A 12,172-nucleotide genomic window follows, 5' to 3' on the forward strand; every position below is an offset into this window, starting at 1 on the left:
CGATATAGAAAAACCCATCAGATTTCTCTGGTGGGTTTTTTAGTTTTAAATTGCAGTCTATTTCCGATTTTTAAAGTCCATATATGAAAAACAGCATAACAATTCCCAAATCTAGTCTTGATTTTTTGGTTCAGCTAAAAGAAAACAACAACAAAGCTTGGTTTGAAGCGCATAAACCGCAATATCTGAAAGAACTCAATCATATCGAAAATTTTGCGGGCGCCTTACTGAAAGAACTTTCCAAAACAGATGTTTTAGAAAATGCTTCGGGCAAGAAAAGTGTCTACAGAATCTACCGCGACATTCGTTTTTCTAAAGATAAAACTCCTTTTAAGACATTTTGGGGCGGAAGTTATACGCGCGCAACAGCAGCGCGTCGCGGCGGCTATTATTTTCATCTGGAAAAAGGAAACAGCTTTTTTGCCGGGGGTTTTTGGGGACCAAATGCCGCAGATTTAAAACGAATACGAACTGAGTTTGCCCATGATCCCGAAACTTTTCAAGAAATATTGAATTCAGAATCATTCAAAAGCAATTTTGGCGTTTTGCAAGGCGAACAGCTCAAAACAAAACCAAAAGGCTTTGATGTGGATCATCCCGCTATTGACTTGCTTCGCTTCAAACAATTTTTGGTGATAAAACGCTTTACTGATGAAGAAGTATTGAGTCCGCAATTTTTAGAACTGGCTTTAGACGCTTTCAAAAACATGAGACCTTTTTTCGATTACATGAGCGAAGTTCTTACGACTGATGCTAACGGGGTTTCTATTTTATAAAACCACTTTTTAAAAAGTATAAAACCCGACAGTCCCGATCCCGTCCCGAAGTTTCGGGATCGGGACGGGATCGGGACGGGATAAAAACTTGTCGGGTTTAATTAATCATCCTTTAATCCTAAAAGCATTTTATTCCGTAGGAATGTCCCATGGTTGAATTCGATTTGGATTATGGTTTAACATTTACCGACGAGATATTCCTAGCGGAATATTAAACCTTTATCTACTCTGCAATAAAATTCATTTCTTTTTCTACTACTACTACCGACGAGATATTCCTAGCGGAATATTAAATCTTATTTGCTCTGCAATAAAATTCATTTCTTTTTCTACGACCGACGAGATATTCCTAGCGGAATATTAAACCTTATTTGCTCAGCAATAAAATTTCATTTACAACCACTTCGGTTATATAACGTTTTTCGCCATTTTTATCATCGTAGCTGCGATGCGTCAGTTTTCCTTCAACGGCAATTTCTTTTCCTTTCACAACATACTTTTCTATAATTTCTGCTGTTTTTCCCCAGGCTGTTATTCGATGCCATTCGGTTTGTTCTACCCTTTCTCCCTTATCGTTTTTATAATAATCTTTTGTTGCGATTGAGACGTGCGCTAGTTTTTTTCCGTTTTCTAATGTTTTAACTTCTGGATCGTTTCCTACATTCCCAATTAACTGAACTCTGTTTTTCATGGCGTATATTGTTTTTATGTTATGAATAAGTTGAATCGTTTATCAAATTCAACACTGCAAAGATGGCGAACCTCAGCACTGACAGTCGGTTGTTAACTATTTACTATCGACTGTAACTATTTGTAACCGTTTGTAAATGGAAATTGTTTTTTGTATATTTGAGATAAATCTTACGATATGAAGGCAAATATTAAAAAAGTAGAGTTAAGAAACCTTGAAATTGAGGACTATAGACAATTGAAGAAATCCATGATTGAATCGTATCCCGAAATGGCCGATTCGTATTGGGGCTCTGACGATATAGAAAGGCTTTTGTCTATTTTTCCCGAAGGGCAGCTGGTGATTTTGGTTGACGGGAAAGTGGTTGGCTCTGCCTTGTCTCTTATTCTTGACGAAAAGCTGGTAGAAAAAAGACACAATTATCAGCAGATTAGCGGTAACTATACCTTCTCTACACATAACCCAAATGGCGAAATTTTATACGGAATAGATGTTTTTATTCATCCTAATTATAGAGGCCTTCGGTTAGGACGCCGATTATATGATGCTAGAAAGGAACTTTGCGAGCAATTGAATTTGAAAGCAATTGTTTTTGCCGGAAGAATTCCGAACTACAGAGAACACGCCAAGAAACTGTCTCCAAAAGCTTATATAGAAAAAGTACGCACCAAAGAATTGTACGATCCGGTTCTTTCTTTTCAGTTAAGCAATGATTTTCACGTTTTGAGGATTCTTAAGAATTATTTGGAAGGCGACGAAGAATCGAAAGAGTTTGCCGTATTGCTGGAATGGAACAATATTTACTACGACGACAGTCCAAAACTGATTAATCTTAAGAAAGAAATTATACGTCTAGGATTAATTCAGTGGCAGATGCGTCCGTTAAACAATGTCGAAGCCCTTTTTGAGCAAGCCGAATTTTTTATTGATGCCGTTTCTGGCTATGGTTCAGATTTTGCCTTGTTTCCCGAATTATTTACCGCGCCTTTAATGGCCGATTACAATCATTTATCTGAAGCCGAAGCTATTCGCGAACTTGCTCGCCATACCGATCCAATTCGCAAGCGTTTTCAGGAGTTTGCCATTTCATACAATATCAATATCATTACTGGAAGTATGCCTTATGTAGAAAGCGGGAATCTTTACAATGTTGGTTTTTTATGCAAAAGAGACGGAACTTCAGAAATGTATACCAAAATTCATATCACACCCAACGAAGTTGTTCATTGGGGAATGAAAGGCGGATCAGAATTTAAAACTTTTGATACTGACTGCGGTAAAATCGGAATTTTGATCTGTTATGATGTCGAATTCCCAGAAATTTCAAGACTTTTAGCCGATGAAGGAATGAATATTTTATTCGTGCCATTTTTGACCGATACTCAAAACGGATATACTCGCGTAAAGCATTGCTCGCAAGCGCGCGCCATCGAAAATGAGTGTTATGTAGCCATAGCAGGTTGCGTTGGAAATCTTCCGAAAGTAAACAATATGGATATTCAATATGCGCAGTCTTCTGTGTTCACCCCATCCGATTTTGCTTTCCCGAGCAACGGAATCAAGGCAGAAGCCACTCCAAACACCGAAATGACGCTTATTGTTGATGTTGATTTAAATCTGCTGAAAGAACTTCATGAACATGGAAGCGTAAAAACATTAAAAGACAGAAGATCTGACCTTTACGAAATTAAAAAATTGAATTCATGAAAACGTGCCTCGAATGTTCAGCCAAAATTTTCGGCAGAGAAGACAAGAAATTCTGCTCCGACAGCTGTCGAAATGCCTACAATAACAAAATAAATAAAGATAGTACGAATTTCATGCGAAATATAAACAACAAGTTACGCAAAAATTACCGTATTTTGGCAGAGTTAAATGTAGACGGAAAATCTAAAGCTTCGAGAGACAAATTACTAACAAAAGGTTTTGATTTTGAGTTCTTTACAAACATTTTGCAAACCAAGACAGGAAATACATATTATTTCTTGTACGATCAAGGCTATCGTTCCTTGGACAATGATTATTTTATGCTTGTTAAAAAAGAAATATAGTTAGTATTATTTACCATGAGAAAAAACCCCACCTCAATTCTAGCCATAGTCTGCGTTTTAGCTTTACTTGGCATTATATACGCCACGATGATGCCGCAAGGAATCTCTAAAGACGATGAAGCTCTTGCTGAATTCTCGACTGAAAGAGCCTTAAATCAGGTCGAAATTATAGCACAGAAACCGCACTATGTAGGATCGACCAATCATGAGCTTGTTGCAAATTATCTTAAACTAGAATTAAACAGAATTGGATTAGAAACGAGTGTTCAGGAAGGTTTTACACTAAATGACAAAGGGCTTTTGGTAAAATCAAAAAATATTTTGGCCCGCATTAAAGGAACAAACAATACCAAAGCGCTTTTACTTCTTTCTCATTATGACAGCGCCCCGCATTCTTTCTCAAAAGGCGCAAGCGACGACGCTTCTGGCGTTGCCACAATTTTAGAAGGCATACGTGCCTTTTTATACTCAAAACATCCTCAAAAAAACGATATCATCATATTATTCTCTGATGCAGAAGAATTAGGGTTAAACGGCGCTGCGCTATTTGTAAACCAGCATCCTTGGGCCAAAGACGTTGGTTTGGTTTTAAACTTTGAAGCAAGAGGAACTTCTGGACCGAGCTATATGCTAATGGAAACCAACAAAGGAAACGAGGCTCTGGTTAAAGAATTTACTAAAGCAAAACCTTCTTACCCCGTTTCAAACTCTCTCATGTACAGCATTTACAAAATGCTTCCAAATGATACCGATCTGACTGTTTTTAGAGAACAGGGAAATATTCAAGGGTTTAATTTCGCCTTCATCGATGGCCACTTCAACTACCATACCCAGCAAGATGACATTCAGCATTTAAACAAAACTACGCTAGCGCATCAGGGCACTTACATCATGCCTTTGCTGAAATACTTCACAAACATCGATTTAAACCAAACAGAATCTACAGAAGATGATGTTTATTTCAGCGCTCCTTTTACATTCATCAGCTATCCGTTTGCATGGGTAATGCCAATGACTCTGGTTGCTTTCGGATTATTGGTTTTATTCATTTTCGTTGGAAGGGTAAAAAGAATCATCACTTTCACAGAAATTTTCAAAGGCTTTGTTCCGCTTTTAGGATCTATCATAATTGCAGGATTGGTAACATTTTTAGGATGGAAACTTATTCTCGAAATTTACCCGCAATACTCTGACCTTCTAAACGGATTTACATACAACGGACACGCTTATATTGGCGCTTTTGTTACGCTAAGCATTGCAATCTGTTTTGCTTTCTACCATCATTTCTCTGAAGCTAAAACCACCATGAACCATTTCGTGGCTCCTTTACTGCTTTGGATCATCATTAATGCATTTTTGGCCAACAGCTTAACAGGTGCCGGGTTTTTAATTATTCCAGTTTATTTCGGAATACTATTATTCGGAATCTTTGTTTTCACGCAGCACTACAGTTTAGGAATGAATTTGATATTCTCTATACCTGCTCTAGCAATTGTGGCGCCTTTCATCGTAATGTTCCCTATCGGATTGGGGCTTAAAATACTATACGGCAGTGCTATTTTGACTGTTTTGTTATTCGGATTGCTGCTCCCAATATTTGGAGCATTTCCTAAAAAAGGCGCTTGGATAGTGGTTTTCTTTCTTACCTCAATAGCATTTTTCGTTTACGCGGGATACAATTCGGGTTACGAATATGGCAAGGCCAAATCAAACAGTTTATTATATGTTTACAATGCCGACAACAATGCTGCAGTCTGGACCACTTATGACACTAATTTGGACGAATGGACCAAATCTTACTTAGGCGAAACCAATCAAAAAGCAGTGGGATTAAATACGCTTCCGCTAACGAGCAAATACAATACGACCTTTACGTATAGCGCAATCGCCCCTGTTGTAGCTGTTCAGAAACCAACCATTCAGTTTTTAAGAGACAGCGTTATTGGAAGCAACAGATATTTAAAAATCAGAATTACGCCGAACAGAAAAGTAAACCGCTACGACATTTATGCCAATCCAAAAATGACGTTTTATAACTTTAAAGCAAACGGAGTTGCTACTTCTGGAGAAAAAGGCAACCGTCTGCAAAGAGTTGACAGCAAAATTTTATGCTACTACGTAGTAGGCAACGAACCGCTAGAAATGGAATTCTACATCAACAAATCGACTGTTTTTGATATGGATTTAATTGAAAGTTCGTTCGATTTATTGAGCAACTCTCTGTTAAATGTTAAGCCAAGAGAAAATTGGATGATGCCTACACCGTTTGTATTGAATGATGCTGTTATGATTCAGCAGAAAATTAAACGCTATACGCCGCCAGTAAAACCTATTGAACCAGTTGCAGTAAAAGACAGTCTGGCTGTACCAAAAGACAGCATCAAGCCCGTAACTGCACCACAACCTTAATAAAGTCTAAAAACTTAATGCTATGGCAACAAATATTTCTACAATAGTTTTGAATGCATCGGCAGAAAAAGTCTGGAATGCATTGACCAAACCAGAATTAGTCAAACAATGGCAATACGGAAGCGATTTAATTACCGATTGGAAACCGGGAAACGAAATCAGATTTAGAAATGAATGGGAAAGCCAAGTCTTTGAGCAATGGGGAACAATCTTAGATGTTATTCCAAATCAGAAAATTAAATATTCTCTCTTTTTCCCTAGACCAGGATTAGAAGATAAACCCGAGAATTATTTTATAATGAATTATGTCCTAACCGAAGAGAATCAGAAAACGAAACTCGAAATAATTCAGGAAGATAATCGTCCTGGAGCGGTTCAGGAGAAACCGCAAGGAGAAGAAAATCCAATTCTGCAAGCATTAAAAGCTATAGTAGAATCGTAAATAAAAGAGCAGATTTGTCAATCTGCTCTTTTATTTGATTCATAGCTAAAAAAACCTTTTCTACTCTGTAACTTTGTTCCTTTGAATCTGAAAAAATGACAAAAATAAGCATACTGGGCTGCGGCTGGCTAGGACTTCCTTTAGCGAAAGCATTACTTAAAAAAGGAATTGCAATAAATGGATCGACAACTTCAGAAAACAAACTCCCAATCTTAAAAGAGGCAGGAATAAATTCGTTTTTGGTAAATGTTGAAAGCGAAGGAATTTCTGAAAGCATAGCATCCTTTTTAGCAGAAAGCGAAATCTTAATTGTAGACATTCCGCCAAAATTGAGAGCGAGCCAAAGTTCCTCGTCTCAATCTGAAATGACATTTGTAAACAAAATCAAGAATCTGATTCCTTTCATAGAAAAATCAGCGGTTAAGAGCGTTCTTTTTGTGAGCTCGACTTCTGTTTATGGTGATGATAATGGTTTCATAACAGAAGAAACCAATCCGAATCCCGAAACAGAAAGCGGCAAACAGCTGCTTCTAGCCGAAAATCTTCTGCTAGAAAATCTAAACTTCACAACGACAATTCTGCGTTTCGGCGGCCTAATTGGCGAAGATCGCCATCCTGTAAAATTTCTCGCAGGAAAAGAAAACATTGAAAATCCAGACGCTCCCGTAAATCTAATTCACCAAAACGACTGCATCGGTATTATTGAAGCAATCCTAAGTCAGTCCAAATGGAAGGAGATTTTTAATGCCGTTGCGCCTTATCATCCAACAAGAGCCGAATATTATACTCAAAAAGCAGCCCAAAAGAACTTGCCCTTGCCAAAATTCAGTTTGCAGCAATCGAACATAAAAAAGGTAATCTCCAGCGAAAAAATAGAAAGCATTCTAGATTATAAATTTAGATTAGAAGATTATTAGCCAAACATCAGGCTGAGCGACCCCGAAGCTTCGTGACGCTCAGGGCAATATTGGTTAAAATAGAACATAAAATCTTTAAATTCCCCATACAACTTATAGGATTTAAACAAAAATTACTACTTTTCCGCCACCAAAAACAAGCGGTTTTTATGACAAAAAGATTACATTTTCTATTATTTGCCTGCATCTTATTCTTTTCTTTTACTAAAAGTTACAGCCAAAACGACTCTATTCCTGAGGAAGCAGAAAAAATAAAAAAATTTCATGCCGATATTGTTGTTAAAGAAAATGGAAATCTAATTGTTACCGAAACTATTAAAGTTTACGCTAGTGGTGTACAAATACAGCGCGGCATCTTTAGGGAGCTTCCTATGAAGAACGCTTCTCCAAAAGTCTCTCAGAACAATTACTACACTGTCTTAAGCGTTACCCGAAACGGCTTAAATGAGCCATATCACGTATCTGCAGGATTTGAAAACTTTGAAATCCGTATTGGTAACAAAAAATATCCTATTGCAAAAGGAAACCATACTTATAAAATAACTTATGAAGTAGAAGCCCAACTGCATTCTTATAATGACTTTGATGAAATTTACTGGAATGTCACCGGAAACTACTGGGATTTTGAAATTGACAATGTTACGGCAAAACTGACCTTGCCAAAATCTGCAAAAGTATTCCAGACAGCTTGCTACACTGGTGTTTTTGGTTCAAAAGCGCGAGAATGCGATTCAAAAATTGTAGACAATACTGTTTTTTTCACTTCTAAAAATCTAAAAAAAGAAGAAGGTTTTACCATTGCCGCTGGGTTTCCTAAAGGCATTGTTAATCAGCCTTTTTTCAGACCTCACTATAAAATGGAGGAGTTTTTAGACGCTGAAAAAATACTATTGGCAATTGCTGTAGTTGCAATCTGTTTTGCATTCTATTATTTTTCATGGAAGAGATATGGCGAAGATCCGAAATTAAATAATGAAAACAGAAGCATCGATTTAAAAAGCCTTTATACGCCTACTGCGTTGCAATACATAAAAGATCAAATTGTCAACTCTCAAACGCTTTTAGTTACTATAATTAATCTGGCCTTAAAAGGCGCTCTTCAAATTTCAGATAATGGAAAAGAAACTTGGGCAGATGAATTTAAATATTCGCTTAAAATTGGGAACAAAACAGCCAATTTGCCTAAAGAGGAAAGTGCCGTCTTAAATACTTTGTTTAGTGAAAAAGATTCTTTTGAGTTAGACCAAGAAACGTATAAAATCTTTAAAGAAGCAAACTACGCTCTCAACTCCCCGTTAGAAGAGCAGCATAATTTGGACGATTATTATTCCATTAATTTCAAACAAATCTTAATTGGTTTTGCAATTACAGTAGCTGCTTTATTGGGTTACTGCCAATATTCGAAAGGAACGATTTATTGGGGTGTTATTGTCGGATTTACGATGATGGTTTTTACTTATTTACTGCTCAAAGGTGCAGTGCAAACCTTTATTGAAAAAGATTATAAGTCAATGGCGGCCTGTCTTTTCTTATCCCTTTTTACAGGTGTTTTTTCTCTCGGCTGGTATATTACAAGCAATGCTGACAAAAGTTATTCTGTCCTAACTTTGCTGGTACTCTTTTTAATAATTGTCGGATTTAGCATTTACCTAGGTCTAATTGGCGCTTACACCAAACTCGGACTTGAAACAAAAGCTGAAATCGAAAAGCTGAAAGAATATCTATTAGCTTATCAACCAGAAGAAAGCACTGCAATAAGCGTTTATGAAGAAAATCTGCCTTATGCTTTTGCATTAGGAATTGAAGATGAATGGAATCTCAAGTTCATTGATATTTTAAAAAAATTAAACTACACCAGTAATTGGATCAAAACAAGTGGCAGCACTTATGTTTCTTCTCCAAAATTTTTCATGAATTTCCGCAGCTCATACACTACCTATTCAAGCTCCTCTAGCAGCGGAAGTTCTGGCGGAGGAAGCTCTGGAGGCGGTGGCGGTGGCGGAGGAGGCGGTGGCTGGTAAACCGCTTTCAAAAACGATTAAAACTTAAATTGCTTTCATCATAAAAAAAACTTTGCGAACTTCGCGTTAAACTTTTGCGCCTTGCGGTTAGAAAAATCTCGCAAAGGCGCAAAAGCGCAAATTTTAGCAACCTTGCGGTTAAAAATTATGGAAACAGTTTTCATCAATTCACCTTTAGGAATCACCAAAATTATTGGAGATGAAAACGGCATATCTGTAATTTCCGTTTCTGATGTTGGGACAAATGAAGTTTCTAAAGAAATTCCAGCAGTTTTGCAAGACGCCGTTTTGCAGTTAAACGAATATTTTGAAGGCAAAAGAACCGATTTTAATCTCAAACTGAATCCGCAAGGAACCGAATTTCAGCAGAAAGTCTGGAAGTCACTTCTTGAAATTCCGTATGGAAAGACGGTAAGCTACATGGATCAGACCAAAAAACTGGGCGATGTAAAAGCAATTCGCGCAGTGGCATCGGCAAATGGAAAAAATCCGCTTTGGATTGTAGTTCCGTGCCATCGCGTTATTGGTACAAACGGCTCTTTAACCGGTTACGCTGGCGGATTATCTCGCAAGAAATGGCTTTTAGAACATGAGTCTCCATCTGCTCAGCAAAGCTTGTTTTAGTTTTATAGCCACAATCCAACGATAGCGAACAGACGAAGCATTTTACGAATTTCTTCTTATTTAAGAAATTTCATTCAATTTGTATTTTTTCAAAACTAATAAAATCAAATTTGTGTACATTTATGCAAAATAAAAAATTAGTGCGATTCGTGTCATTCGTGACAAAAAACCACAGCAAAAAAATATGATTGAAAAGATAAACCTCAATAACATTCTATTTCTTGATATAGAAACCGTTCCTGAAGAAGAGAACTTCAATTCGCTTGACGCTGAAATGCAATCGCTTTGGGACTTAAAAACGCAATATCAGCGAAAAGATGAGTTTACTCCAGAAGAATTTTACGAACGTGCCGGAATTTGGGCCGAATTCGGAAAAATTATCTGCATTTCGGTTGGCTTTTTTACCATCAAAGGAGATGTCCGCAATTTCCGAGTGACTTCATTTTTTGGAGAAGAAAAAAAGATCTTAAAAGACTTTTCAAATCTGATCAGCAATCATTTTAATCAGCCGCAGCATTTGCTTTGCGGACATAATTCAAAAGAATTTGATATTCCGTTTATTGCCCGCAGAATGATCATTAACCAAATGCCCATTCCCGACAAACTGAATTTATTCGGCAAAAAACCTTGGGAAGTGCCGCACTTAGATACTTTAGAGTTATGGAAGTTTGGCGATTACAAGCATTTCACTTCTTTAAAGCTACTGACCAAAATCTTAGGAATCCCCTCGCCAAAAGGAGATATAGACGGAAGTCAGGTTGCTCATGTCTATTATGTCGAAAAGGATATTGACCGAATCATTACCTATTGCGAAAAAGACACCATCGCCGTAGCCCAGATTTTCTTGCGCTTGCGCCGTGAAGATTTATTGATTGACGACGAAATTATTCATGTGTAAATTTGAGCTACTAAGTTGATAAGATTCTAAGAGACTACGTTTTTAGCACAATGTTTAAATAAACTTAAATAACTTATAGGGTTTAAAAAATGATTCATTCTGAAATTTCACATTATCGCATGGCTTCTCAGAAGCTTTATCAGGAAAATCAATGTTCTCCTCAGGAAATTGTACATCATTTTGGTGCGATGCAGGCTCAGGATTATGCCATGGCAAAATGGGCAATCGGTTCTCGCTGCAATTCTAGCGAAAAAGAAATCGAAGAAGCCGTCAATTCAGCAAAAATTATCAGAACACACATTCTGCGCCCAACTTGGCATTTTGTTTCCGCCGATGATATTTATTGGATGCTTGACCTTTCTGCTCCGCAAGTGAAGCGCTTTACGGCATCTGCAGCGAAAAAATTTGGTTATGATGAAAAGAAGCTAAATCAAACCAATGCCGCCATTGAAAAATTATTGGCCGGAAATAATCATTTGACTCGAGACGAAATCATGCAAGAACTTGGCATAAAAAAAACTTCAAGCGAAGATTTTTTGAGCGCTGCCATCATGATGAATGCAGAATTGGATGGTTTAGTCTGTAACGGCAAAATGAAAGGCAAGCAAATCACTTATGCTTTGCTCGAAGAGCGAGTTCTAAAGCCAAAAACCAAATTGACTAAAGAAGAAGCTTTGGCAAAATTGGCTCGGCGTTATTTTGAAAGTCATGGCCCTGCTACAGTACTCGATTTCTCGTGGTGGTCTGGTTTTGCTCCCACAATTTGCCAAAAAGCAATTAATGCAATTGAGTTGCAATTAAACACTATTACCATTGATAATCAGACCTATTGGTTTGGAAAAGACTTTTCAAGTGAGAATAAATTTCGCGAAAGCGTACATTTTCTTCCAGCTTTTGATGAAATTTTAATTTCATACAAAACACGCGAAGCTTCATTTACAGGAGATCATCAATCCAAAACTTTTACCAACAATGGGATTTTTAAACCCATAATTTTAGAAAACGGTAAAGTAATCGGAATTTGGAAAAGAACCATCAAAAAAGATCATGCTAAAATTGAAACGGAATTTTTTAATGAAACTGAAAATTCGAAAAAAGAAATTCTATTTCAAGCAATTAAATCTTTTGAAACGTACTTGGATACAAAAGTTGTAATTGAATAATTGTGTCGCCCCGCTGGGGCTTTTGAAATTGGGAAATCACATATGCTATAAATATTTCGCTCTTCCAGAGCTCTTTTTGAATTTTAATCTGGCGAAACAGCTCTGGAAGAGCGAAATATTTATAGAAATGATTCTGGCTATAATTAAAAAGCCCCAGCGGGGCGACACATAAACTCAAAT

Annotated in this window: 11 protein-coding genes; 10 read left to right on the forward strand and 1 reads right to left on the reverse strand. The window is 37.2% G+C overall.

The annotated features are described in order from the left end of the window. Positions 1–83 precede the first annotated feature (83 nt). The gene (locus N4T20_RS04215; protein WP_260671854.1) at positions 84–776 is read left to right on the forward strand and encodes a DUF2461 domain-containing protein; all 693 of its coding nucleotides are present in this window, start codon (positions 84–86) and stop codon (positions 774–776) included. A gap of 367 nt (positions 777–1,143) precedes the next feature. Here N4T20_RS04215 and N4T20_RS04220 read toward each other — a convergent pair whose 3' ends face one another. Next, positions 1,144–1,467, reverse strand: a complete 324-nt coding sequence (locus N4T20_RS04220) for a single-stranded DNA-binding protein (RefSeq protein WP_260671855.1) — start codon at positions 1,465–1,467, stop codon at positions 1,144–1,146. Between the two features lie 177 nt (positions 1,468–1,644). Between N4T20_RS04220 and N4T20_RS04225 the strand changes: the two genes are divergently transcribed. The 9 genes from N4T20_RS04225 (at position 1,645) to N4T20_RS04265 (ending at position 11,992) form a co-directional block, all read left to right on the forward strand. After that, entirely contained in the window at positions 1,645–3,174 is a 1,530-nt protein-coding gene (locus N4T20_RS04225; protein ID WP_260671856.1) for a bifunctional GNAT family N-acetyltransferase/carbon-nitrogen hydrolase family protein, read from the forward strand. Next, positions 3,171–3,518, forward strand: coding sequence for a hypothetical protein (locus N4T20_RS04230; RefSeq protein WP_008465546.1), 348 nt, complete (start codon positions 3,171–3,173; stop codon positions 3,516–3,518). The genes N4T20_RS04225 and N4T20_RS04230 overlap by 4 nt, the downstream gene beginning before the upstream one ends. A 15-nt stretch (positions 3,519–3,533) precedes the next feature. Continuing rightward, a complete protein-coding gene (locus tag N4T20_RS04235; RefSeq protein ID WP_260671857.1) occupies positions 3,534–5,927 on the forward strand; it encodes a M28 family peptidase in 2,394 nt (797 codons plus the stop codon). Between the two features lie 22 nt (positions 5,928–5,949). Continuing rightward, entirely contained in the window at positions 5,950–6,369 is a 420-nt protein-coding gene (locus tag N4T20_RS04240) for an SRPBCC family protein (protein WP_260671858.1), read from the forward strand. A 95-nt stretch (positions 6,370–6,464) separates the two neighbouring features. Beyond that, the gene (locus N4T20_RS04245; protein ID WP_260671859.1) at positions 6,465–7,286 is read left to right on the forward strand and encodes an NAD(P)H-binding protein; all 822 of its coding nucleotides are present in this window, start codon (positions 6,465–6,467) and stop codon (positions 7,284–7,286) included. Between the two features lie 149 nt (positions 7,287–7,435). Beyond that, a complete protein-coding gene (locus N4T20_RS04250) occupies positions 7,436–9,307 on the forward strand; it encodes a DUF2207 domain-containing protein (protein WP_260671860.1) in 1,872 nt (623 codons plus the stop codon). Between the two features lie 147 nt (positions 9,308–9,454). After that, positions 9,455–9,931 carry a methylated-DNA--[protein]-cysteine S-methyltransferase gene (locus tag N4T20_RS04255; RefSeq protein ID WP_260671861.1) on the forward strand — a complete coding sequence of 159 codons (477 nt, stop codon included), beginning with the start codon at positions 9,455–9,457 and terminating at the stop codon, positions 9,929–9,931. A gap of 184 nt (positions 9,932–10,115) precedes the next feature. After that, on the forward strand, positions 10,116–10,829 hold the full coding sequence (locus tag N4T20_RS04260) for a 3'-5' exonuclease (protein ID WP_260671862.1): 714 nt from the start codon (positions 10,116–10,118) through the stop codon (positions 10,827–10,829). A gap of 89 nt (positions 10,830–10,918) precedes the next feature. After that, on the forward strand, positions 10,919–11,992 hold the full coding sequence (locus tag N4T20_RS04265; RefSeq protein WP_260671863.1) for a winged helix DNA-binding domain-containing protein: 1,074 nt from the start codon (positions 10,919–10,921) through the stop codon (positions 11,990–11,992). Positions 11,993–12,172 lie beyond the last annotated feature (180 nt).

The organism is Flavobacterium sp. TR2, assembly GCF_025252405.1.
In the GTDB taxonomy this organism is placed as follows: domain Bacteria; phylum Bacteroidota; class Bacteroidia; order Flavobacteriales; family Flavobacteriaceae; genus Flavobacterium.

What these genes read in the sequence shown, in the direction of transcription:
- N4T20_RS04215 (WP_260671854.1), top strand. Translation starts at nt 84, where the DNA reads ATGAAAAACAGCATAACAATTCCCAAATCTAGTCTTGATTTTTTGGTT.
- N4T20_RS04220 (WP_260671855.1), bottom strand. Translation starts at nt 1,467, where the DNA reads ATGAAAAACAGAGTTCAGTTAATTGGGAATGTAGGAAACGATCCAGAA.
- N4T20_RS04225 (WP_260671856.1), top strand. Translation starts at nt 1,645, where the DNA reads ATGAAGGCAAATATTAAAAAAGTAGAGTTAAGAAACCTTGAAATTGAG.
- N4T20_RS04230 (WP_008465546.1), top strand. Translation starts at nt 3,171, where the DNA reads ATGAAAACGTGCCTCGAATGTTCAGCCAAAATTTTCGGCAGAGAAGAC.
- N4T20_RS04235 (WP_260671857.1), top strand. Translation starts at nt 3,534, where the DNA reads ATGAGAAAAAACCCCACCTCAATTCTAGCCATAGTCTGCGTTTTAGCT.
- N4T20_RS04240 (WP_260671858.1), top strand. Translation starts at nt 5,950, where the DNA reads ATGGCAACAAATATTTCTACAATAGTTTTGAATGCATCGGCAGAAAAA.
- N4T20_RS04245 (WP_260671859.1), top strand. Translation starts at nt 6,465, where the DNA reads ATGACAAAAATAAGCATACTGGGCTGCGGCTGGCTAGGACTTCCTTTA.
- N4T20_RS04250 (WP_260671860.1), top strand. Translation starts at nt 7,436, where the DNA reads ATGACAAAAAGATTACATTTTCTATTATTTGCCTGCATCTTATTCTTT.
- N4T20_RS04255 (WP_260671861.1), top strand. Translation starts at nt 9,455, where the DNA reads ATGGAAACAGTTTTCATCAATTCACCTTTAGGAATCACCAAAATTATT.
- N4T20_RS04260 (WP_260671862.1), top strand. Translation starts at nt 10,116, where the DNA reads ATGATTGAAAAGATAAACCTCAATAACATTCTATTTCTTGATATAGAA.
- N4T20_RS04265 (WP_260671863.1), top strand. Translation starts at nt 10,919, where the DNA reads ATGATTCATTCTGAAATTTCACATTATCGCATGGCTTCTCAGAAGCTT.